General features: G+C 59.1%; 25 protein-coding genes. 17 read left to right on the forward strand and 8 right to left on the reverse strand.

The window, feature by feature from the left end; genetic code table 11:
• The first annotated feature begins 9 nt into the window (after nucleotides 1-9).
• Nucleotides 10-1260 carry a cytochrome-c peroxidase gene (locus tag RS75_RS08770; RefSeq protein ID WP_045019349.1) on the forward strand — a complete coding sequence of 417 codons (1251 nt, stop codon included), beginning with the start codon at nucleotides 10-12 and terminating at the stop codon, nucleotides 1258-1260.
• Here the strand turns inward: RS75_RS08770 and leuB are convergent.
• The 3 genes from leuB to RS75_RS08785 all read right to left on the reverse strand — a co-directional run bounded on the left by leuB (nucleotide 1241) and on the right by RS75_RS08785 (nucleotide 3579).
• Nucleotides 1241-2353, reverse strand: a complete 1113-nt coding sequence (gene leuB / locus RS75_RS08775; protein ID WP_045019351.1) for a 3-isopropylmalate dehydrogenase — start codon at nucleotides 2351-2353, stop codon at nucleotides 1241-1243. The genes RS75_RS08770 and leuB overlap by 20 nt on opposite strands.
• A gap of 225 nt (nucleotides 2354-2578) precedes the next feature.
• Nucleotides 2579-3184, reverse strand: a complete 606-nt coding sequence (leuD, locus tag RS75_RS08780; protein WP_045019354.1) for a 3-isopropylmalate dehydratase small subunit — start codon at nucleotides 3182-3184, stop codon at nucleotides 2579-2581.
• Nucleotides 3185-3348: 164 nt separating this feature from the next.
• Entirely contained in the window at nucleotides 3349-3579 is a 231-nt protein-coding gene (locus tag RS75_RS08785; protein WP_045019356.1) for a hypothetical protein, read from the reverse strand.
• Nucleotides 3580-3688: 109 nt separating this feature from the next.
• Between RS75_RS08785 and RS75_RS08790 the strand changes: the two genes are divergently transcribed.
• Together RS75_RS08790 and RS75_RS08795 are read left to right on the forward strand one after the other, a co-directional pair.
• Nucleotides 3689-4591, forward strand: coding sequence for an HpcH/HpaI aldolase/citrate lyase family protein (locus tag RS75_RS08790; protein WP_045019358.1), 903 nt, complete (start codon nucleotides 3689-3691; stop codon nucleotides 4589-4591).
• Nucleotides 4592-4596: 5 nt separating this feature from the next.
• Entirely contained in the window at nucleotides 4597-4803 is a 207-nt protein-coding gene (locus RS75_RS08795) for a DUF1737 domain-containing protein (RefSeq protein WP_045019360.1), read from the forward strand.
• A gap of 32 nt (nucleotides 4804-4835) precedes the next feature.
• Here the strand turns inward: RS75_RS08795 and RS75_RS08800 are convergent, their stop codons facing one another.
• Nucleotides 4836-5276, reverse strand: a complete 441-nt coding sequence (locus RS75_RS08800; RefSeq protein ID WP_045019361.1) for a metallopeptidase family protein — start codon at nucleotides 5274-5276, stop codon at nucleotides 4836-4838.
• 329 nt (nucleotides 5277-5605) lie between these two features.
• Between RS75_RS08800 and rplU the strand changes: the two genes are divergently transcribed.
• The 14 genes from rplU to RS75_RS08870 all read left to right on the forward strand — a co-directional run bounded on the left by rplU (nucleotide 5606) and on the right by RS75_RS08870 (nucleotide 17840).
• Nucleotides 5606-5920, forward strand: coding sequence for a 50S ribosomal protein L21 (rplU, locus tag RS75_RS08805; protein ID WP_003516451.1), 315 nt, complete (start codon nucleotides 5606-5608; stop codon nucleotides 5918-5920).
• A gap of 40 nt (nucleotides 5921-5960) precedes the next feature.
• Nucleotides 5961-6230: a 50S ribosomal protein L27 gene (gene rpmA, locus RS75_RS08810; protein WP_003492686.1), complete on the forward strand. Its 270-nt coding sequence runs from the start codon at nucleotides 5961-5963 to the stop codon at nucleotides 6228-6230.
• Nucleotides 6231-6361: 131 nt separating this feature from the next.
• Entirely contained in the window at nucleotides 6362-6994 is a 633-nt protein-coding gene (locus tag RS75_RS08815) for a GNAT family N-acetyltransferase (protein ID WP_045019363.1), read from the forward strand.
• The gene (locus RS75_RS08820; protein WP_045019365.1) at nucleotides 6991-7581 is read left to right on the forward strand and encodes a GNAT family N-acetyltransferase; all 591 of its coding nucleotides are present in this window, start codon (nucleotides 6991-6993) and stop codon (nucleotides 7579-7581) included. Before RS75_RS08815 ends, RS75_RS08820 begins: the two co-directional genes overlap by 4 nt.
• Before the next feature lie 205 nt (nucleotides 7582-7786).
• The gene (obgE, locus tag RS75_RS08825) at nucleotides 7787-8854 is read left to right on the forward strand and encodes a GTPase ObgE (protein ID WP_045019367.1); all 1068 of its coding nucleotides are present in this window, start codon (nucleotides 7787-7789) and stop codon (nucleotides 8852-8854) included.
• The gene (gene proB / locus RS75_RS08830) at nucleotides 8851-10020 is read left to right on the forward strand and encodes a glutamate 5-kinase (RefSeq protein WP_045019373.1); all 1170 of its coding nucleotides are present in this window, start codon (nucleotides 8851-8853) and stop codon (nucleotides 10018-10020) included. Before obgE ends, proB begins: the two co-directional genes overlap by 4 nt.
• Complete coding sequence (locus tag RS75_RS08835) at nucleotides 10013-11299, forward strand: glutamate-5-semialdehyde dehydrogenase (RefSeq protein WP_045019375.1); 1287 nt, start codon at nucleotides 10013-10015, stop codon at nucleotides 11297-11299. Before proB ends, RS75_RS08835 begins: the two co-directional genes overlap by 8 nt.
• 2 nt (nucleotides 11300-11301) lie before the next feature.
• Entirely contained in the window at nucleotides 11302-11925 is a 624-nt protein-coding gene (locus tag RS75_RS08840) for a nicotinate-nucleotide adenylyltransferase (RefSeq protein WP_045019377.1), read from the forward strand.
• Between the two features lie 123 nt (nucleotides 11926-12048).
• Complete coding sequence (gene rsfS, locus RS75_RS08845) at nucleotides 12049-12483, forward strand: ribosome silencing factor (protein ID WP_045019842.1); 435 nt, start codon at nucleotides 12049-12051, stop codon at nucleotides 12481-12483.
• A 158-nt stretch (nucleotides 12484-12641) separates the two neighbouring features.
• Nucleotides 12642-13124, forward strand: a complete 483-nt coding sequence (gene rlmH / locus RS75_RS08850; RefSeq protein ID WP_045019378.1) for a 23S rRNA (pseudouridine(1915)-N(3))-methyltransferase RlmH — start codon at nucleotides 12642-12644, stop codon at nucleotides 13122-13124.
• Nucleotides 13125-13284: 160 nt separating this feature from the next.
• The gene (locus RS75_RS08855) at nucleotides 13285-14691 is read left to right on the forward strand and encodes a murein hydrolase activator EnvC family protein (RefSeq protein WP_045019379.1); all 1407 of its coding nucleotides are present in this window, start codon (nucleotides 13285-13287) and stop codon (nucleotides 14689-14691) included.
• The gene (locus RS75_RS08860) at nucleotides 14681-16006 is read left to right on the forward strand and encodes a S41 family peptidase (protein ID WP_045019380.1); all 1326 of its coding nucleotides are present in this window, start codon (nucleotides 14681-14683) and stop codon (nucleotides 16004-16006) included. The genes RS75_RS08855 and RS75_RS08860 overlap by 11 nt, the downstream gene beginning before the upstream one ends.
• A gap of 63 nt (nucleotides 16007-16069) precedes the next feature.
• Nucleotides 16070-17269 (forward strand): divergent polysaccharide deacetylase family protein, encoded by a 1200-nt coding sequence (locus tag RS75_RS08865; protein WP_045019381.1) that lies wholly within the window; start codon nucleotides 16070-16072, stop codon nucleotides 17267-17269.
• Between the two features lie 58 nt (nucleotides 17270-17327).
• Nucleotides 17328-17840, forward strand: a complete 513-nt coding sequence (locus RS75_RS08870) for an RNA pyrophosphohydrolase (protein ID WP_084686646.1) — start codon at nucleotides 17328-17330, stop codon at nucleotides 17838-17840.
• Between the two features lie 44 nt (nucleotides 17841-17884).
• Here the strand turns inward: RS75_RS08870 and bfr are convergent, their stop codons facing one another.
• The 4 genes from bfr to RS75_RS08890 form a co-directional block, all read right to left on the reverse strand.
• On the reverse strand, nucleotides 17885-18370 hold the full coding sequence (bfr, locus tag RS75_RS08875; protein ID WP_045019385.1) for a bacterioferritin: 486 nt from the start codon (nucleotides 18368-18370) through the stop codon (nucleotides 17885-17887).
• The gene (locus RS75_RS08880; protein WP_045019387.1) at nucleotides 18336-18647 is read right to left on the reverse strand and encodes a (2Fe-2S)-binding protein; all 312 of its coding nucleotides are present in this window, start codon (nucleotides 18645-18647) and stop codon (nucleotides 18336-18338) included. Before RS75_RS08880 ends, bfr begins: the two co-directional genes overlap by 35 nt.
• Before the next feature lie 256 nt (nucleotides 18648-18903).
• Nucleotides 18904-19629, reverse strand: a complete 726-nt coding sequence (gene phbB, locus RS75_RS08885; protein ID WP_045019844.1) for an acetoacetyl-CoA reductase — start codon at nucleotides 19627-19629, stop codon at nucleotides 18904-18906.
• A gap of 127 nt (nucleotides 19630-19756) precedes the next feature.
• Complete coding sequence (locus tag RS75_RS08890; RefSeq protein ID WP_045019389.1) at nucleotides 19757-20935, reverse strand: acetyl-CoA C-acetyltransferase; 1179 nt, start codon at nucleotides 20933-20935, stop codon at nucleotides 19757-19759.
• Between the last annotated feature and the right edge of the window lie 243 nt (nucleotides 20936-21178).

The raw sequence follows: 21178 nt of genomic DNA on the forward strand, positions 1-21178 counted from the left end.
GCTACTTCAATGAAAAGACTGCGCCTCTTCATTTCCGCCGCCCTCGCCGTGGCTGTAATATCGGTTCCGCTTGGCACCGGTCTCGGCCAAATGCAGGCTCACGGCGGCGAAAATTATGCGACCATGGAAAAGCTCGGCGCGGCCCTGTTCGACGATGCCAATCTTTCGATGAACCGCACGATGGCCTGTTCCACCTGCCATATGCAGGCGGCGGGTTTTTCCGATGCGCGCGAGAGCGACAAGGTCGGGCGGGACGTATCGCTCGGCGATGACGGCATCTCACTGGGCGACCGCAATGCGCCAACCGCAGCCTATGCCCGGTTCACGCCGCCTTTCGGCAAGAACGCGGCGGGGGAATATGTCGGCGGGCAATTCTGGGACGGCCGCGCCTCGATGCTGGAAGATCAGGCGGGCGGGCCGCCGCTTAACCCTGTTGAAATGGGCATGCCGGACAAGGCGTCGATCGTCAAACGGCTGAAGGAAAACCCGGATTATGTTGCGGCCTTCGGCACGCAATTCGGCAGCGACGTTTTTCAGAGCGATGAAACCGCCTATGCGGCGATGACGAAAGCGTTGGCGAGCTTCGAACGCTCGGATGAATTCTCCACCTTCGATTCCAAATATGACCGTTTCCTGCGCGGAGAGGAAAAGCTGACCGATCAGGAAGAGCTCGGCCGGGTTCTGATTTCCTCGACGCAGTTCACCAATTGCAATACCTGCCATGAAATCCGTGGCGCCAAGGGTCTGGAAGACGGCCTCTTCACCAACCACAAATATTTCAATATCGGCGTTCCTGCCAACACTTCGGTCAGGGCCGCCAATGGCTCGAAGCCGGATGCGGTCGATCTCGGGCTGGCGCAAAATCCTGCTGTGGCTGGCGATCCGGCGCAGCGCGGCAAGTTCAAGGTGCCGACGCTGCGCAACGTCGCCGTCACCGGCCCCTACATGCACAATGGCGTGTTCAGGGATCTGCGCACGGTGGTGCTGTTTTACGTGAAATACAAAAGCAAGAAACCCAGCCGCCAGATCAACCCCGAAACGGGTAAAACCTGGGATGCGCCGGAAGTGCCTGATAATATCGCGATGACAGAGCTGACTTCCGCGCCGGCGTTGGACGACAAGCGTGTGGATGCCATCGTCGCTTTTTTGAAGACGCTGACTGACAAAAGATATGAGCATCTTTTGTCTAAGGAAGATGGGCAAGCGACCGTGCCGCCTGCCCAACCGGTTTCGTCAAGCGTTACGCCGAAAGCGCCTTGAATTCGGAAAGAACCGCGTCACCCATTTCGGAGGTGCTGACCTGACGGGAGCCCTCGGACATGATGTCGGCGGTGCGGATGCCCTTCTCGAGCACGTTGGCGATTGCCGTTTCGAGCTTCGTCGCCTCATCCACCATGTTGAACGAATAACGCAGGCACATGGCGAAGGATGCGATCATGGCGATCGGATTGGCGATGCCCTTGCCAGCGATATCCGGTGCCGAACCGTGCACCGGCTCATACATGGCCTTGCGCTTGCCGGTCTTGGCATCCGGTGCACCGAGCGAGGCCGATGGCAGCATGCCGAGCGAGCCGGTCAGCATGGCGGCGACGTCGGAAAGCATGTCACCGAAGAGGTTGTCGGTCACGATCACGTCGAACTGCTTGGGCTTGCGCACCAGCTGCATGCCGCCGGCATCCGCCAGCATATGTTCCAACTGAACGTCCTTGTATTTGGCGGCGTGGGTTTCGGTGACGACCTGGTTCCACAAAACGCCTGATTTCATGACGTTGCGCTTTTCCATCGAGCAGACGCGGTTGTCGCGGGTGCGCGCCAGTTCGAATGCGACGCTGGCAATGCGCTCGATCTCGAAAGTGTCGTAGATCTGCGTGTCGATGCCGCGCTTCTGGCCGTTGCCGAGATCGATGATCTGCTTCGGTTCGCCGAAATAGACGCCGCCCGTCAGTTCGCGGACGATGAGGATATCGAGACCCTCGACCAGTTCCGGCTTCAGCGAGGAGGCGGCGGCGAGCGCCGGGTAGCAGATGGCGGGGCGCAGGTTGGCGAAAAGTTCGAGATCCTTGCGCAGGCGAAGCAGGCCGGCTTCCGGGCGATGCTCGTAGGGAACGCCATCCCATTTCGGACCGCCGACCGCGCCGAACAGGATCGCATCGGCGGCAAGCGCCTTTTCCATATCCGCGTCGGAAATCGCCACGCCATGGGCATCATAAGCCGAGCCGCCGACCAAACCTTCCTGAGTAGTGAAACCGGCATTTTTTGCGCTGTTCATATAGTCGATCAGCTTGCGGACTTCGGCCATGGCCTCCGGGCCGATACCGTCACCGGGCAGCAGGAAAAGCGTGCGGACTGTCATGAGAACCCTCCTTGGGCGGCGCGCCGGAAACCATCATGAAGGGTTTTCGATTGCGGCGAGCGCGGCATCAAACTCGTTTCCGTCCTGCCGCAGGTCAAGTCGTATTGTCAGCCGGACGGGATCGGGGGCTTCTTATCTCCGCCTCAAGGGCATTTCAAGCAAAGCAAAAGCCGATCCGGTACGGTTTTGTACGGGATCGGCTTTTTTAACGGCATGGAAATGTAATCAGGCCCAGGGGCGAACCGAGGCGTTTGTCTTTTCGAACGTGTCGATGGCGCCGGAATGCTCCATCGTCAGGCCGATGTCGTCGAGGCCGTTCAGCATGCAATGGCGCTTGAATTCATCGATCTCGAAGGTGATCGTGCCGCCATCGGGGCCGCTGATTTCCTGACGTTCCAGATCGATGGACAAAACGGCGTTCGATCCGCGCGAGGCGTCGTCCAGCAGCTTTTCGAGGTTCTCGGGGCTGACGACCACCGGCAGGATGCCGTTCTTGAAACAGTTATTGTAGAAGATATCGGCGAAGCTGGTGGAGATCACGCAGCGGATGCCGAAATCGAGAAGCGCCCACGGCGCATGTTCTCGCGAGGAGCCGCAGCCGAAATTGTCACCTGCGACGAGAATCTGGGCATTCTGGTAAGCGGGCTTGTTCAGCACGAAATCCGGATTGGGCGAGCCATCCTCGAGATAACGCGACTCGGCAAAAAGGCCCGCGCCGAGACCGGTGCGCTTGATGGTCTTCAGATAGTCTTTCGGAATGATCATATCGGTGTCGATATTGACAACCGGCATGGGCGCTGCGACGCCCGTCAGCTTGGTGAATTTTTCCATCTGTCGCTTCCCGAGTTTCCCTTGAACAAAATCCGGCAGAGCCGAAGCCCACCGGATGTTCTCTGCCGGGAAATACTGCAAAACGGATCGCTTTAGAAGCGCAAACCCGCACTCTCCGGTACGCCTCATCGGGCGTTTTCGCATTTTGACCGGATTAAACGATCTCAGAGATCGATAATCGTGCCTTTGCCATCGTTCCAGACGCGCATGTCACGCTGGTTGCGGCGCTTGACCGGGATGGGAGCCGGCTTCAGACGCGCCGAAAGCAGACGGGCAGCGCTGAGAACGGCAAGCACGCCGATAAAAGCGACCGTGAGCGACGCGGTAAAAAGAGCCGCCAAAGCCAGAAGTGCGATGCCGGATGCGGCGATGAAAAATGAACGGATGCCTTGCATGATTCAACCTTTCTTTCCAGACGAATGTGGGCCTTCTTCTTCCGGCTTGCAAGAGGATTCAGTGGATTGTCAGCTTGCAGATGTCACAAAAGCTTGACACAAGTGCGGCATGGTCAATTTTTCCGAAAATATTCTTGCGAGACCGCGCCGTTCGCTGCTGTCCGTTCCGGCCATCAATGTCAGGGCGCTCGAAAAAATCCGCGATCTCGATTGTGACGGGGTGATCCTTGATCTGGAGGATTCCGTCGCGCCCGACATGAAGGGCAAGGCGCGGGAAAATCTCAACAGGCTGTTTTCGGATGCGCCGTTTTTCGGGCGCGAAACCATCATCCGTATCAATCCGCTCTCCACGCCGGATGGCAAGGCGGATTTGAGGTTTGTGCTCTCCTGCCAGCCGGATGCGGTTTTGCTGCCCAAGGTGGAGCAGCCGGCCGATGTCAATGATGTGGCCGACCTTCTGGCGGAGGCTGATGCGCCGCAGGGCTTGAAAATCTGGGCAATGATAGAGACGCCGCTCGGTGTTTTGAACGCCGCGTCCATCGCCGACGCGGCTCATACGCCGGATGCGCGGCTTGCTGCTTTTGTCCTGGGGTTGAACGATCTGCGCAAGGAAACACGCGTTCCAGCCCTGCCCGGCCGAACCTACCTCGTGCCATGGATGATGCAGGTGCTGCTTGCCGCCCGCGCCTACGGGCTCGATGCCATCGACAGTGTGTCCAACGACTTTCGCGATATCGCCGCTTTTGACGGCGAATGCGAGCAGGGCCGTGCCATGGGCTTCGACGGCAAGATGCTGATCCACCCGGCCCAGATCGAGCCGGCCAACCGGCATTTCGCCCCGGATGAGGCGATGATCGCGGAAGCCAAAGAGATCATTACCGCTTTCGCAAAACCCGAATCTGTGGAATTGAACGTCATCAACATGAACGGGCGGATGATCGAACGGCTGCATGTGGGGCAGGCCGAGAGGCTGGTCGCCATGGCCGATATCATCGCACAACGAAGGGCGTAAAAGACGTGAAGGTCTATCGTTTCATAACCGGTCCCGATGACGCGAAATTCTGTCACCGGGTCACCGAAGCGCTGAACAAGGGATGGGAACTCGCCGGCTCCCCCAGCTATGCCTTCAACGCCGCAAGCGGCGTCATGCATTGCGGCCAGGCCGTGACCAAGGTGGTCGAAGGCAAGGAATACCATTCCGATATGAAGCTCGGCGAGCAATAGAGGCGTTGTCGCCCCCTGCGGACGCCACGGGGTCAGCGCTCTGCGGCAGCCTCGTCGGCGCTTTCCTCGATCCGCTCCATGTCGTCGTCCGACAGGCCGAAATGGTGGCCGATCTCGTGGATGAGGACATGGGTGATGATATCGCCCAGCGTTTCCTCGTTCTCAGCCCAGTAGTCGAGAATGGGGCGGCGATAAAGCGTGATGCGGTTGATCATCTCGCCCGTTTCCATGGTGAAACGTTCGGAAATGCCGCGTCCCTCGAATAATCCGAGAAGATCGAAGGGGGTTTCGAGCGCCATGTCCTCGAACACTTCGTCGGTCGGGAAATCCGCGATCTCGATGATGAGATCTTTTGTCAATGCGCGGAATTCTTCTGGCAGGTGGCCATATGCCTCGATCGCAAGCGACTCGAAGGCGGAAAGTGTCGGCGCATGGCGGTCCCGCCAATCGTCGGTCTGGTCTATGCGGGCCATTTCTGCTCCTTGTTGAAGGCCCATATAAACACTTGCTGGGCAAATTTCGAGACCTGACTGCCGCACTCGCCGAAAAAGCATGAAATTCTCGGCGTTACAGTTACTTTTCAAACGTTCGTCATCTTGACATAAATGGGCGTGTCGCGTAATTCGCACCCAAATTGATGGCGTATTGCGCCTTCCGTTTATTCCGCCCTTTAAAAGGCGGTTTCACCGGCAGACATTCAAAGGGACATTTGGTTCCGACGGATTTCCGCTATTCCGACTGATAAAAAGACGGCCAGCTTGCATTTGTGGGCAGAGCCGGAACGAACATGAAAGGATAACAAATGTTCGCAGTCATCAAGACCGGCGGTAAGCAGTACCGCGTAGCAGCCGACGCCGTGCTGACCATCGAAAAGCTGGAAGCAGAGGCAGGCGCAACTGTAGAATTCACCGAAGTTCTCGTGATCGGCGAAGGCGCTGACGCACAGTTCGGTGCTCCCTTTGTCAAGGGTGCCATCGTCAAGGCTGAAGTTGTCGAGCACAATCGCGGCAAGAAGGTCATCGCCTTCAAGAAGCGTCGTCGTCAGAACTCCAAGCGTTCGCGCGGCCATCGTCAGCATCACACTGTCGTCCGCATCACGGACATCGTCGCTGCCTAATCGGCGCGACACGGGAAACAAGGTTTAAAGGAGAACTCCAATGGCACACAAAAAAGCTGGCGGTTCCTCGCGTAACGGTCGCGATTCCGAATCCAAGCGCCTTGGCGTAAAGAAGTTCGGCGGCGAAGCTGTCATTCCAGGCAACATTATTCTGCGTCAGCGCGGAACGCAGTGGCATCCGGGCGCCAACGTTGGCATCGGCAAGGACCACACGATTTTCGCACTGACGGCTGGTAACGTGAACTTCCGCACGAAGGCCAATGGCCGCGTGTTCGTATCCGTGGCACCGAAAGCGGAAGCCGCAGAATAAGCCGGTAAGCGTCATATGCAGCCGGTGTCCCATCGACCCGGCTGAGACGTATCAGGTTCAGTCAAGAAAACAGGGGAGATGGGGTACCACCCAACTCCCCTTTTTCTTTAACCCCCAGGAGGGACTGAACCATGCAAGCTGAATTGTTGAGGGTCGACCAATCACGGTCACCCGAAGAGCGGCCGAGGCCTGATCGGTCGAGGAGCGATTGCCCCGTTTTACTGTCGCAGAGGCTGGTTTTACGCAAGCCTCACGAAGAAGACATCGACGCCCTTGCCCATCTTGCCAACAATGCCAATATCGCGACCATGGTGTCGCGTATGCCGCACCCGTACACGGCCAAAGACGCCGCGGACTTCGTGCGACGCACCAATGCTGGCGAGATCGGCAAGTGCGTCTATGCGATTACCCGCATGGACAATGGCGAGTTTCTGGGTTGCTGCGCGCTTGAACCGCAGGAAAACGAAAAGACGCTGGAAATCGGTTACTGGCTGGGGGAACCCTACTGGAACCGGGGCTATATGACCGAAGCCACGCATGCGCTGATCGACATGGCCTTCCGCACGCGTGAAATCGACCAGATCGACGCGCGCTGCCGGGTCACCAACATCCCTTCGCGCCGGGTTATCCAGAAGTGCGGTTTCCAGTTCCAGGGCTCCGGCATGGTTGGTTCGCTGGCGCTGGGCGGCATGGTGCCGGTCGAATGGTACAGGCTGGATCGCAAGACCTGGGTTTCGCTGAAGAGTTGGGGGGACATGGGATGAGCACGCTCGAGCTTACCCGTCACCGGGCAGCTGGCACGATAGCGCCGCCCGGTCCCTGCCCGGTCATCGAGACGTCGCGTCTGGTGCTGCGTCCGCAGCGGCTTTCCGATGCCGGCAGCATTGCGGAATCGCTTGGCGATTTTGCCGTGACCAGGATGCTGGCCCGCGTTCCCGCGCCCTATCACCGACAGGATGCGCTGGAATGGCTGGTGTTGCGCACTTCCGGCACCCTGCCCGATTGGGATTTCGCCATCACCTGTGGTGACGATACCCTCATCGGCGTCGTCTCGGTCGAATTGCGGCACGGCGAGTGGCATCTGGGCTACTGGTTGAACCGCTTCTACTGGGGCAAGGGCTACATGACCGAGGCGGTTGCCGCCGTGGTCGAGCGGTTTTTCCGCCGCATGCCGGGGGTGGTTCTCCATTCCGGCGTGTTCGCGGATAATCCAGCGTCGCTGCGCGTACAGGAAAAACTGGGGTTCCGGGTCACCGGTTGCCACCAGATCTATGCCACGGCGCGCGCCGCCATGGTGGCGCATATCGATACGGCGATAACGGCGGAGGACTTCATTCCGCCGCGTCGCTGACACTTGCTTTGAGCAAGGCCGGTTTTTAATCAAACCGGCCTTGTACCGCTTTGGCGCTTTCATCACGATAATCTTTGACCTTGTGGGGAAGCGCTTGTATTCGAAACGACAGAACTTTTTTACCGCAATGCGTAACGCGACATGGCAAGGCACTTCGGCCGGTATCGCTTCAAGTTGCGCCGCAAGCTGACAGAACGGCAGTCCGATGAAATTTCTCGATGAAGCAAAAATCTATATCAAGTCCGGCGACGGCGGCTCCGGTGCCGTTTCCTTCCGGCGTGAAAAATTCATCGAGTTCGGCGGCCCGGACGGCGGTGACGGCGGACGCGGCGGCGACGTCTGGATCGAAGTAGTCAACGGTCTCAACACGCTGATCGATTTCCGCTTCCAGCAGCATTTCAAGGCCTCGATCGGACAGCACGGCATGGGTAAGACCCGCACCGGCGCCAAGGGTTCGGACGTGGTTCTAAAAGTGCCCGTCGGCACGCAGATCTTCGAGGAAGACAACGAGACGCTGATCATCGACCTGACCAAGGAAGGCCAGCGCTTTCGTCTTGCCGCCGGCGGCAACGGCGGTTTCGGCAATGCCTATTTCAAGTCTTCGACCAATCAGGCGCCCACCCATGCCAATCCGGGCCTTGCGGGCGAAGAAAAGACGCTCTGGCTTCGCCTGAAGCTGATTGCCGATGCCGGTCTCGTTGGACTGCCGAATGCCGGCAAGTCGACTTTTCTGGCGACGGTGACCCGTGCGCGGCCGAAGATCGCCAATTATCCCTTCACCACCCTGCATCCGAATCTCGGCGTCGCGACCATCGATGGCCGTGAATTCGTGCTGGCCGATATTCCCGGCCTGATCGAAGGCGCGCATGAGGGCGTGGGTATCGGCGACCGGTTCCTCGGCCATGTGGAGCGCACCCGGGTGCTTCTGCACCTCGTCTCCGCGCAGGAAGAAAAGGTCGGACAGGCCTATAAGACGGTCAAGGCCGAGCTGAATGCCTATGGCGGCGGGCTGACCGACAAGCCGGAGATCGTTGCGCTGTCGCAGATCGACGTGCTGGACGAAAAAGAACTGAAAAAGAAGGCAAAGGAGTTGGAGAAGGCCTGTGGCCGCCCTCCGCTGCTCCTGTCCGCTGCCGCCCATATCGGCATGACGGAGGCGCTGCGCTCCCTTCGCGATATCATTGTCTCGGCGAGCAATGGCGGCGAGACCGCCCTTCCCGATCGTTCGATGCCTGTGGATAGCGAGGCTGAGGAAGAGGACGATCGCCTATGAGCCTCACCCGCAAACCGCTGGGAAGCCACCACCGGATCGTCATCAAGATCGGTTCGGCACTTCTGGTGGACCGGAAAAGCGGGCTTAAAAAAGATTGGCTGAATGCCATCTGCGAGGATATCGCCGCGCTCAAGAAAAACGGCGCCGATGTTCAGGTCGTGTCTTCGGGCGCGATCGCGCTCGGCCGCACGGTGCTCGGGCTGCCCTCCGGCGCATTGAAGCTGGAGGAAAGCCAGGCGGCGGCGGCTGTCGGCCAGATTGCTCTGGCGCGGGCATGGTCGGAAAGCCTGTCGCGGCAAGAGATCGTTGCGGGCCAGATTCTGCTGACGCTGTCCGATACCGAGGAGCGCCGCCGTTACCTCAATGCGCGCGCCACCATCAATCAGTTGCTGAAGATCGGGGCCATTCCGATCATCAATGAAAACGACACGGTGGCGACCACCGAAATCCGTTATGGCGACAATGACCGTCTGGCCGCCCGCGTGGCCACCATGACGGGTGCGGATCTTCTGGTGCTGCTGTCAGATATTGACGGGCTTTACACCGCTCCGCCGCATCTCGATCCGGACGCGAAATTCCTCGAGACGATTGCGGACATCACCCCCGAGATCGAGGCGATGGCCGGCGGCGCAGCGTCCGAGCTTTCGCGGGGCGGCATGCGCACCAAGATCGATGCGGGCAAGATCGCCACCGCTGCCGGCTGCGGCATGATCATCGCCTCCGGCAAGACGCTCAATCCGCTGAAGGCGATCGAAAACGGCGCTCGCTCCTCGTGGTTTGCGCCATCAGGCACGCCGGTGACGGCGCGCAAGACCTGGATTGCCGGACAATTGCAGCCTGCGGGCGAGATTCATGTGGATGCGGGTGCGGAAAAAGCGCTCTATGCCGGCAAGAGCCTGCTTCCCGCAGGCGTGCGGGTGGTGAAGGGCAATTTCGGACGTGGCGATGCGGTCGCCATCATCGGCATGGAAGGCCGCGAGATCGCACGCGGTCTTGCAGGCTACGATGCGGAGGAAGCGCGTCTCATCATCGGTCACAAGTCCAACGAGATCGAGGCTATCCTCGGTTATGTCGGGCGTGCGGCGATGATCCATCGCGACGATCTGGTGATGACCGGCGCTGCCGTCAAAGTTAAAAATACCAAGAAGGATGAGGTCCATGCCTGAACTGGCCGTGAAGCAGAGCCATGATATCGATGCGCTGATGATGACCATCGGCGCTCAGGCAAAGGCTGCTTCGCGACCGTTGTCCATCGCAAGCACCGATCAGAAGAATCGTGCGCTTCTTGCCATGGCGTCGGCCATCGAGGCATCCAAAGACGTGATCCTTGCCGCCAATAAAAAAGACCTGGCGGCGGCGGATAATACCGGCCTTGCCGCCTCCTTCGTCGACAGGCTCACCCTTAACGATGTGCGGATCGCCGGCATTGCCGAAGGCATCCGCTCGGTCGCGGCGCTGCCCGATCCGGTGGGCGAGATCATTGCTGCCTGGGATCGCCCGAACGGGCTGAAGATCGAGCGCGTGCGCACACCGCTCGGTGTCATCGGCGTGATCTACGAAAGCCGCCCGAATGTGACGGCGGATGCCGGAGCGCTTTGCCTCAAGGCGGGCAATGCAGTCATCCTGCGCGGCGGGTCGGATTCGCAACATTCATCGCGTGCTATCCATGCCTGCCTCGTGGAGGGGCTGAAGATCGCAGGTCTTCCCGAACATGCCATTCAGCTGGTGCCGGTAGCCGACCGCGCCGCCGTGGGCGCTCTTCTGGGCGGATTGAACGGTACGGTCGACGTGATTGTGCCGCGTGGCGGCAAAAGCCTCGTCGCGCGGGTGCAGTCGGAAGCACGGGTTCCGGTCTTTGCGCATCTGGAAGGCATCTGCCATATCTATGTCGACAGATCGGCTGATCTCGACATGGCGAAACGCATCGTCGTCAACGCCAAGATGCGCCGCACCGGCATTTGCGGGGCGGCCGAAACCCTGCTGGTGGATGCCACCGTGGTTTCCACACACCTCACGCCGATCGTCAGGGCCCTGATCGAGGCCGGCTGCGAAGTGCGCGGCTCGCAGGTCGTTCGCGATGTGGTTGAGGGTGTAAAGGTTGCAACGGAAGAGGACTGGCGCACTGAATATCTCGATGCGATCATTTCGGTCACCGTGGTCGACGGTATTTCCGGTGCGATCGATCACATCGGCACCTATTCGTCCAATCATACCGAGGCGGTGATTGCCGAGGATCCTGCCGTGGTCGAACGTTTCTTCAACGAACTCGATTCGGCTATCCTGCTGCATAATGCCTCCACGCAATTTGCCGATGGCGGCGAATTCGGCATGGGTGCGGAAATCGGCATCGCCACGGGTAAAATGCATGCGCGCGGTCCCGTTGGTGTCGAGCAGCTCACCTCGTTCAAATACCGTGTGCATGGCACCGGCCAGACGCGGACCTGATTTTGTCGGCCGAAGCACGACTCGACAGGCGTTATCTTACCATGCCGCATACGGAGCGCGGCATGGTCGTCGGGCTGTTTGGCGGCTCTTTCAATCCACCGCATGCCGGCCATGCCCTTGTCGCCGAAATCGCGCTGCGCCGGCTGGGTCTCGACCAGCTCTGGTGGATGGTGACACCCGGCAATCCGCTGAAAAGCCGCTCGGAACTGGCGTCTCTGGAAGACCGCATCGCCGCCTGTGAGGGGCTTGTCAGTGATCCACGCATCAAGGTGACGGCTTTCGAAAAGTCGCTGGGGATCAGCTATACGGCGAATACGCTGGCCAGGGTGAAAGCGAAAAATCCACATGTCCGCTTCATTTGGGTCATGGGAGCAGATAACCTGAAAAGCTTCCATCGCTGGCAGAAATGGCGAGAGATCGCCGAGACTTTTCCGATTGCGGTGATCGACAGGCCGGGCTCCACCCTCTCCTATCTCTCCTCCACCATGGCGCAGGCGTTCAGCCAGGCGCGGATCGATGAAGATGATGCGGGTGTTTTGTGGAAAAAACAGGCCCCGGCCTGGGTTTTCATCCATGGCCCGCGTTCGACGCTCAGCTCCACGGCGCTGCGTAATGGTCACAAATGACACGTGCGATCACAAATGATGTATGTGCCGACCGTTAAAGCGTCCATATCTTGAAAAGTTCATGCTTTGGTGCCACCTTTATCAAGCGACGCAGAGAATCGCGTCGCCAGTACCTGTTTTGTCATTCTTGGAAAGGGAAAACCGCTGACAACAGTACACAGCAAGGGAAAAGCTTTTGTTGCTATCCCGAAGGGCCAGGACAGTGGCGACGATGCCGCCGATCATGCCCTCGAAACCGTTCTCGCGAGCCTCGAGGACTCCAAGGCTGAAGATATCGTATCTCTCGACATTGCCGGAAAATCGGCGCTTGCAGACTACATGGTGGTGGTCTCCGGGCGATCGAGCAGGCATGTCTCGGCGATCTGCGAACATCTTCTCAAGGATATGAAGGATGAAGGGTTTGGAAGCGCCCGCGTCGAAGGTCTCGAGACCGGAGATTGGGTGCTGATCGACGCCGGCGATATCATCGTTCATGTGTTCCGTCCGGAAATCCGTGTCTTCTACAACATTGAAAAAATGTGGGCGACGCCGGAAATGCCGGAAGACACGCTGCATTGATGCGGTGAGCCTTTGCCGTTGCACGTCGGGCCTCCCGAATATCCTGTTTGATTTCGGGTCGATGTGTCTGGTCGGAAAGCGAGCCGGCCGCATAGGAATCCGCAGGCTATGCTGTTAAGAGCGTGACCCTGTTGGGTCACGACGAGTGCAGGTTTGCGATGCGGATTTCGATTTTTGCGGTGGGACGGCTGAAATTCGGCCCGGAAAAGGATCTTGCGACCCGTTATATCGAGCGTCTTGCCAAGACCGGCCCGGCGATCGGGCTGGAGTTTTCGCGGGTGATCGAGGTCGCGGAAAGCCGGGCGTCGAATGCGGAGACACGCAAGCGCGAAGAAGCCGCCATGCTGGAGAAGCATCTGGCGGATGGGGCGGTGCTCGTCTTGCTGGACGAGCGCGGCAAGGCGCTGGACAGCCCGGCCTTTGCCAATTTTTTTGGCGATCTGCGCGATAGCGGCAAACGCGACCTCATTATTGCGATCGGCGGTGCTGATGGCCTTGATCCTGCTCTCTACGACAGGGCGGCTGCTATCCTCAATCTCGGCAAGCTCACATGGCCGCATCAGATCGTTCGTATTCTGATTGCCGAACAACTCTACCGCGCCGTCACCATCCTCTCCGGCCATCCCTACCATCGCGTTTGAGCCGGGTTGGCATGTGGATAATCGTCTCAATTTCAACATGAAGCTCCGCGACACGGCCATGTGCGGACGGCTTTGCCGATGGGTTCTTTAAGGCCTCTTGGAAGATCGCTGCAAAATCCCTAATATCGGTGATCCTGCTTCGGCATCAAAGAAAGCTCATATGGACAAGAGGTCTCAACGAAAACGCCACGCTGCCCTTGCGGGCGCGGTTTTCGCTGTCCTCGTCACGGGGATTCTCCCCACTGACAGCGCCTTTTCGCGCGACGACGCGGGAGCGGCGCCAGTCGCCGACGACGGCTCCTCTCCGGAAGCGCTTCAGACGCTCGAAAAGCGCCGCGACCTGAACCGGCAGGATCTGGAAGAGCTGGTCGACAGCATCGGGCTTTCGGAAGACAAGACCCGCAATCTCGAGGAAAGCATTGCGTCCCTTAAACAGGACAGTGCCCGTATCCGGGAAGAACTGATCGCATCGGCCGCACGCCGCAAGGCGCTGGAAACCAAGATCAGCGACGGAGAAGACCGTCTGGCCAAGCTTTCGGTTCGCGAGGACGGTGTCAAGGCATCCTTGCGCGAGAGGCGCGGCGTCCTGGCGGAGGTTCTGGCCGCGCTGCAGCGTATGGGAAGAAACCCGCCGCCTGCCCTTCTCGTCTCGCCGGAGGATGCGCTCGCTTCGGTGCGCAGCGCCATTCTGCTCGGTGCCGTGGTTCCCGGCATTCGTGGCGAAACCGACAAACTGGTCGCCGCTCTCAAAGAATTGACTGATATCAGACAGGCAAGCGCTCGCGAAAAGGACGATCTTACGGGTATGATGACGGCAAGTCTGGAAGAGGAAAAACGCCTCGACCTGCTGCTTGCCGAAAACGACCGCAGAAATTCCCAGACTGCGACGGCTTTGGAGGCGGAACGCAAGCGATCCGAAGAGCTTGCGAGCAAGGCAACCAGTCTCGAGGGTCTGGTCGGTTCGCTCGAAGGCGAGATTACCTCGGTGCGGGAAGCGATGGAAAAGGCGCGCGCGGAAGAACAGCGTGTGGCCCGCCTTTCCGAAGCGGAACGTGAAAAGGAGCGCGCCGCGGCCGAGGCGGGAATGCCCGATAAAAACCGCATTGCGCCCGCATATCCCTTCGCGAGTTTGAAGGCAAAGCTGGACATGCCGGTGGCTGGAGATGTGTTGCGCCGTTTCGGCGATGCGGATGGTACGGGCCACTTTTCCAAGGGAATTGTCGTCGCGACCGGACCTGAAGCCATCGTGACGGCGCCAGCAGACGGCTTTGTTGTGTTTGCCGGAGATTTTCGCAGTTATGGCCGGATGATCATCCTCAATACGGGTGATGGATATCACGTGGTGATGACGGGCATGGACAATGTGAGGACGCGGCAGGGAATGTTTGTGTTCTCCGGAGAGCCTATCGCCTCCATGGGTGCAAAAAGAGTAGCGAGTGCAGCAGCATTGGCGCTGGAAACCGACAGGCCAACGCTCTACATTGAGTTCAGGAAAGATGGTGTGCCGGTTGATTCCCAACCTTGGTGGACCGCAAAAAATACCGGAAGGGCGCACAATGATTCGTAAGGTTTCGCTTCTCCTTATCGGTGGGCTTATGGGCGCCACGGCGATGAGTGTGATTTATTCGGCGAGCATGCCGGCACAGGCGGCCGGGCCTTCGACCTATAAGGAACTATCGATCTTTGGCGACGTGTTTGAGCGTGTGCGTGCGCAATATGTGACGCCGCCGGATGACGAGAAGCTGGTTGAAAATGCCATCAACGGCATGCTTAGCTCGCTCGATCCGCATTCGAGCTTCATGAATGCCAAAGACGCCAACGACATGCGTACCCAGACCAAGGGTGAGTTCGGCGGTCTCGGCATCGAAGTGACCATGGAGAACGAGCTGGTCAAGGTCATCTCGCCGATGGACGATACGCCGGCTTCGCGTGCGGGCATTCTCTCCGGTGACTTCATTTCGGCAATCGACGGTACGCCGGTTCGCGGTCTGAAACTGGAGCAGGCGGTCGAAAAGATGCGCGGCGCCGTCAAGACGCCGATCAAGCTGACGATCATCCGCCAGGGCGCCGACAAGCCGCTTGAATTCACCGTCATGCGCGATGTCATCGCCGTGCGCGCGGTCAAGTCCCGCGTCGAGGGCGATGTCGGTTATTTGCGTGTCATCTCCTTTACCGAGAAGACCTACGACGATCTCGAAAAAGCGATCAAGAAGATCAAGACGGATGTGCCGGCCGACAAGCTGAAGGGCTACGTGCTCGACCTGCGCCTCAACCCGGGCGGTCTGCTCGATCAGGCGATCAATGTCTCCGACGCCTTCCTTGAGCGTGGTGAAGTCGTCTCGACCCGTGGCCGCAACCCGGACGAGACCCGACGCTTCAACGCGACGGCAGGTGATCTGACCGATGGCAAGCCGGTGATCGTGCTCGTCAACGGCGGCTCGGCTTCGGCGTCTGAAATCGTCGCCGGTGCGTTGCAGGATCTGCGTCGCGCGACTGTTGTCGGCACGCGCTCCTTCGGCAAGGGCTCGGTCCAGACGATCATTCCGCTCGGCGAGGCCGGTGCGCTGCGTCTGACCACGGCGCTGTATTACACGCCGTCGGGCAAATCGATCCAGGGCACGGGCATTACGCCTGACATCAAGGTGGAACAGCCGTTGCCGCCGGAATTGCAGGGCCGCGTCACGGCCGAGGGCGAATCCAGCCTGACCGGCCATATCAAGGGTCAGAGCGAAACGGACGAAGGGTCGGGTTCCTCCGCCTATGTTCCGCCGGAAGCCAAGGACGATATCCAGCTCAATTATGCGCTGGACCTGTTGCGCGGCGCCAAGACCGATCCGTCGTTCCCGCCGAACGCGGACAAGGCTGTGGTCAACAAGCAGTAAGATAGATGCGCCGGTCAGCCGGCGCATTTTCTCGATTGCCTAACCGTTTGGACGGATCGTTCATTGCCTTCTGACCTGCGAAAACCGCTTCTGGGTCGTCAGAAAAAAAGCGCCGGTATCAACCGGCGCTTTTCCGTCATTATGGCTGTGTCCGTGCTTGCCGTTCTCGCGATCGGCGGGCTTTCGGTCTACACGGCCTTGTCGCCGGGCAATCTGCAAAAGACGGCGACCGGGCCGGACATCCAGCCTCAGCTTCCCGAAAACATGCCGAAAACGGCGGCGGCCGATGTGGAGGGGCCCGGCGAAGCGTCTGGCCTGAAGCCGGAAAGCGGTCGCTCCGGCGCCAATATCAATCGGGCGACGATGCCGGACGGCAATGTCGTGTCGGTCTATTCTCCCCGCCCCCGGGACAGCGATGGACCGGCGCTGATGAGCGGCCAGACCTATGGTCAGGATCCGCGTATGGCAACGCGGCCCAATGATGCATTGCTGGAAGAGACCGCATTCGGCAGGCTGCCAGTGGTTGGTGCCGATGGTTTGCGGCCGATGGAGCAATATGCCCGGCCATGGTCCGGCGCACGCGGCACCCGCGTGGCGATCGTGGTCGGTGGTCTCGGCCTCAGCCAAACAGGTTCGCAAAAGGCGATCCGGGAACTGCCGCCGGAGGTGACGCTTGGTTTTGCCGCAAGCGGCAACAGCCTGCAGCGCTGGATGCAGGAAGCGCGCCGCGAGGGGCATGAAATCCTTCTCCAAGTACCGCTGGAGCCTTTCGGTTATCCCGGCACCAATCCCGGCCCGGACACGCTGCTGGCGGGTGACCCGGCGAAGGTCAACATCGACCGGCTGCATCGCTCCATGGCGAAAATCACCAATTATACGGGCATCATGAATTATCTCGGCGGACGTTTTCTTGCCGAACAGGCGGCACTGGAGCCGGTGATGCGCGATATCGGCAAGCGCGGGCTGCTTTTTCTGGATGATGCCTCTTCGGCGCAGTCGCTGAGCGGCGGGATTGCAAAAGCCATCTCCGCACCGCAGGGCTTTGCGGATGTTCTGCTCGACGGGGAGGTGACCGAAGCCGCCGTTCTGCGCAAGCTGGACGAATTGGAGCGGATTGCGCGCCGCAACGGCCAGGCGATCGGCGTGGCCTCGGCTTTTGACGAAAGCATTGCTGCAATCTCGAAGTGGTCGCGGGAAGCCGGTGGCCGCGGCATCGAGATCGTCGGCGTTTCCGCGCTTGTTTCGCAGCAGGCGGGGCAGTAAACCTTCTGCGTGGCCATTTCCTTAGCGCCTTTTCGGCGCCCAGACATGCGGGTTTCCAATGACAATCAAAGCAGAAGATTTGCCCTACCGTCCCTGTGCGGGGATTATGGTTCTGAACGCCGAAGGCCTTGTCTGGGCCGGCCGGCGCATCAGGGAAGGCAATTCGGAGTATGAGGGCTCACCGCAACTGTGGCAGATGCCACAGGGCGGCATCGACGACGGCGAGCGGCCTTTGACGGCTGCCATTCGCGAATTATACGAAGAAACGGGGATGAAAACTGTGACGTTGCTGGCGGAAGCGAGTGACTGGATTCATTATGATCTTCCACCCGAACTGATCGGCATCGGCCTGAAGGGCAAATATCGCGGGCAGGCGCAACGCTGGTTTGCGTTCCGTTTCGATGGCGACGAGAGCGAGATCCAGATCGATCCTCCGCCGACGGGGCATACGGCTGAATTCGATGCCTGGGGCTGGAAGCCGATGGAAAGCCTTCCGGAACTGATCGTTCCCTTCAAGCGCGCGGTTTACGAGAAGGTCGTTGCGGAATTCCGCCACCTCTCGGGGAAATAAAAAGGCGGCCACTGGCCGCCTTTTCCTTGACCGATTGCGAAAGCTTATTCCGCTTCGTTGGCGGAATCAGCGTTGAGCTGACCGTATTTTTCTGCGCCGATCTTGCCAAGCAGATCGAGCTGGGTTTCGAGGAAGTCGATATGGCCTTCCTCATCGATCAGCAGGGCTTCGAACAGCTTCATGGAGACGTAGTCTCCGGCTTCGGAACAGATGTCGCGCGATTTCTTGTAGGACGTCCGTGCGTCGTATTCGCCAGCCAGGTCGGCTTCAAGCACTTCCTTGACGTTCTGGCCGATGCGCAGCGGAGCCAGGGTCTGGAGGTTGGGATGACCTTCCAGGAAAATAATACGATCGATGATCTTGTCGGCGTGCTGCATCTCTTCGATGGATTCCGCACGCTCCTTCTTTGCGAGCTTGGTGTAGCCCCAATCGTTCAGAAGACGGTAGTGAAGCCAATACTGGTTTACCGCACCGAGTTCTAGAAATAGGGCTTCGTTAAGCCGCTCGATGACTTTTTTGTCGCCTTTCAATGTCCGCTCTCCTGTTTTCTTCATGGAATCGTTTCAAGCGGGACATAAAATCAAAAACATCGGCTTCCGTCGAGTGGCGACGGGCGTGATATTCTTCCGTGGTCTTGATGATCAGGTCGACGACGGTCGGGAAACAGCCGCAGCAACGGCCGCGTTTCTCCATGGCGTGATACACTTTTGCGGGAACGATAAGCTGCCAACAGTCCTCGTCCAGGAACTCGTTAATGACGTCCCGGATATCGTGGTCGGTGATGTAATTGCAGCTGCAAACCAGCATGATGGACTGCCTATATGACACAACACATTGTTTTCATTCTTAAACCAAAACAGGACACCCACTGTCAAGAAAAACATCCCACCAGGGATACGCAAGTATTTTAGATCAATTCTAAACTATACAAAAACTATCGTATTTTCATTGGTTTAGCAATCGCTACTTAGATGTATTTGACGTTCAAGTTTTTGTGCGCGGCGCATATTGAGCGGGCTGCGATCACGGAAAGTTTACTGAGTTTCGCCCTCAGACTGGAACCTCAGGCGAAATACTGCCCGCCATTGGCGGTCATCGTCGAGCCGGTGATGAAGCCGGCCTCGTCGGACACGAGAAACAGGACGCAGCGCGCTATTTCTTCCGGTTCGCCCAGCCGCCCGACGGGAATTTGCGGCACGATCCGTTCGGCCAGTACTTTTTCGGGGATCGCTCTCACCATCTCAGTGCCGATATAACCTGGGCAGATGGCGTTGACGGTGATGTTGCGGCTGGCGCCTTCCTGGGCGAGCGCCTTGGTGAAGCCGATATCGCCAGCCTTCGAGGCGGAATAGTTGACCTGGCCCGCCTGGCCCTTCTGGCCGTTGATGGAGGAAATATTGACGATACGGCCGAAGCCGCGGTCACGCATGCCCGGCCAGACGGGGTGCGTCATGTTGAAGACGCCCGTAAGATTGGTGTCTATGACCTCGCGCCATTGCTGCGGCGTCATCTTGTGAAACATCGCATCGCGGGTGATGCCGGCATTGTTGACGAGGACCTCGACCGGTCCGATGGTTTCTTCCACTTTCGCGATGCCTTTTACGCAGGCATCATAGTCGCGAACGTCCCATTGAAACGCCGGGATACCGGTTTCCTTCTGGAAGGCCTCTGCCCTGTCCGTCGTAAAGGCGTAGTTGACGGCCACCCGGTAGCCGGCAACCTGCAAGGCGCGGGCGATTGCGGCGCCTATGCCGCTCGTCCCGCCGGAAATCAACGCAACCCGGCTCATATCGGCCTCCATGTCCTGAACTGCTTTAGCGGTGCTCAACGGCCACAGAAATGCGGCCAATGGGAGGCCGCTTCTACCCTATTGCCTGCTGAGCCGGAACTGCTTTTTGGAAAGCCACGCAGCGATCTCAGAGCGCCTCGATGCACATGGCGACACCCATGCCGCCGCCGATACAGAGTGTTGCAAGACCTTTCGAGACGTTGCGGCGGCGCATCTCGAAAATCAGCGTATTCAGCACGCGCGCTCCGGAAGCGCCGATCGGATGGCCGATGGCGATCGCGCCGCCATTGACATTGACGATACCAGGATCAAGGCCAAGCTCGCGTACCACCGCGCAGGACTGGGCGGCAAAGGCTTCATTGGCCTCGACAAGGCCGATATCGCCGATCGACCAGCCTGCTTTGGCCAGCGCCTTGCGTGAGGCGGGGATGGGGCCGGTTCCCATGATCTGCGGATCGACGCCCGCTGTCGCCCAGGAAGCGATGCGCGCCAGCGGCCTGATACCGCGCTTTGTGGCCTCCTGCTCCGACATCAAAAGCGTGGCTGCCGCACCGTCATTGAGGCCGGAGGCGTTGCCTGCCGTTACAGTACCATCCTTGTCGAAGGCGGGGCGCAGCTTTGCCATGGTTTCCAGCGAGACGCCGGCGCGGATGTGCTCGTCCGCATCGATGACGATGTCGGCCTTGCGGCCCTTCACCGTGAAAGGCACGATCTCGTCTACAAAACGGCCGGCGCTTTGCGCGGCTTCGGCCTTGTTTTGCGATGTGACGGCGAACTCGTCCTGTTCGTCACGGGAAAGCTGCCATTGGCGGGCGATATTTTCAGCGGTTATCCCCATGTGGTAGCCGTAGAAGGCGTCAGTCAGGCCGTCCTTCAGCATGGTGTCGATCATCTTGAAATCGCCCATTTTCACGCCGCCGCGCAAATGGGCGCAATGGGGCGCCATGGACATGGATTCCTGTCCACCGGCAATGACGATGGCCGCGTCACCCGTCACGATCTGCTGCATGCCGAGTGCTACGGCGCGCAGACCAGAACCGCACAGCTGATTGATGCCGAAGGCCGTTGCCTCCTGCGGAATACCGGCTTTCATCGCCGCCTGCCGCGCCGGGTTCTGTCCTTCGCCTGCCGTCAGCACCTGACCGAGAATGACTTCATCGATTTCATGAGCAGCGATACCGGTGCGCTCCAGCACGGCATTGATGACGGTTGCCCCAAGCTCGTGGGCGGGCGTATTGGCAAAGCCACCATTGAAGGAACCGACGGCTGTGCGCGCAGCGCTGGCAATCACGATTGAAGGCGTCATCTGTTTTCTCCTCACATGCGGGCGGAGACTGGCAAAGCTTTCAGTACAAGTCAAATCCCGAAAGTTGCTTTAAAAGATGTTGCTAAATCATGCCGGAATCTTGCAAAAAATTGCTGCGCAAAAAACAAACTGTTGCGATGCACAAAACATTTGTCAGAGGGCTCGTTTTGCGCATACACTTTGCGGCGGGAAGAGCAATAACACCAAAAAACAAGAAAATACCATCATCGCGAGGAGGCGGGC

It is taken from the genome of Rhizobium nepotum 39/7 (assembly GCF_000949865.1).
Lineage (GTDB): Bacteria > Pseudomonadota > Alphaproteobacteria > Rhizobiales > Rhizobiaceae > Agrobacterium > Agrobacterium nepotum.

Coding starts and splice junctions, on each gene's coding strand:
- phbB (WP_045019844.1), bottom strand. CDS start 19,629: ATGAGCCGGGTTGCGTTGATTTCCGGCGGGACGAGCGGCATAGGCGCC.
- leuB (WP_045019351.1), bottom strand. CDS start 2,353: ATGACAGTCCGCACGCTTTTCCTGCTGCCCGGTGACGGTATCGGCCCG.
- RS75_RS08790 (WP_045019358.1), top strand. CDS start 3,689: ATGGTCAATTTTTCCGAAAATATTCTTGCGAGACCGCGCCGTTCGCTG.
- RS75_RS08820 (WP_045019365.1), top strand. CDS start 6,991: ATGAGCACGCTCGAGCTTACCCGTCACCGGGCAGCTGGCACGATAGCG.
- RS75_RS08870 (WP_084686646.1), top strand. CDS start 17,328: ATGACAATCAAAGCAGAAGATTTGCCCTACCGTCCCTGTGCGGGGATT.
- rlmH (WP_045019378.1), top strand. CDS start 12,642: ATGCGGATTTCGATTTTTGCGGTGGGACGGCTGAAATTCGGCCCGGAA.
- leuD (WP_045019354.1), bottom strand. CDS start 3,184: ATGGAAAAATTCACCAAGCTGACGGGCGTCGCAGCGCCCATGCCGGTT.
- rpmA (WP_003492686.1), top strand. CDS start 5,961: ATGGCACACAAAAAAGCTGGCGGTTCCTCGCGTAACGGTCGCGATTCC.
- RS75_RS08880 (WP_045019387.1), bottom strand. CDS start 18,647: ATGCTGGTTTGCAGCTGCAATTACATCACCGACCACGATATCCGGGAC.
- RS75_RS08800 (WP_045019361.1), bottom strand. CDS start 5,276: ATGGCCCGCATAGACCAGACCGACGATTGGCGGGACCGCCATGCGCCG.
- RS75_RS08860 (WP_045019380.1), top strand. CDS start 14,681: ATGATTCGTAAGGTTTCGCTTCTCCTTATCGGTGGGCTTATGGGCGCC.
- rplU (WP_003516451.1), top strand. CDS start 5,606: ATGTTCGCAGTCATCAAGACCGGCGGTAAGCAGTACCGCGTAGCAGCC.
- RS75_RS08835 (WP_045019375.1), top strand. CDS start 10,013: ATGCCTGAACTGGCCGTGAAGCAGAGCCATGATATCGATGCGCTGATG.
- RS75_RS08785 (WP_045019356.1), bottom strand. CDS start 3,579: ATGCAAGGCATCCGTTCATTTTTCATCGCCGCATCCGGCATCGCACTT.
- RS75_RS08770 (WP_045019349.1), top strand. CDS start 10: ATGAAAAGACTGCGCCTCTTCATTTCCGCCGCCCTCGCCGTGGCTGTA.
- proB (WP_045019373.1), top strand. CDS start 8,851: ATGAGCCTCACCCGCAAACCGCTGGGAAGCCACCACCGGATCGTCATC.
- RS75_RS08815 (WP_045019363.1), top strand. CDS start 6,362: ATGCAAGCTGAATTGTTGAGGGTCGACCAATCACGGTCACCCGAAGAG.
- obgE (WP_045019367.1), top strand. CDS start 7,787: ATGAAATTTCTCGATGAAGCAAAAATCTATATCAAGTCCGGCGACGGC.
- RS75_RS08855 (WP_045019379.1), top strand. CDS start 13,285: ATGGACAAGAGGTCTCAACGAAAACGCCACGCTGCCCTTGCGGGCGCG.
- RS75_RS08890 (WP_045019389.1), bottom strand. CDS start 20,935: ATGACGCCTTCAATCGTGATTGCCAGCGCTGCGCGCACAGCCGTCGGT.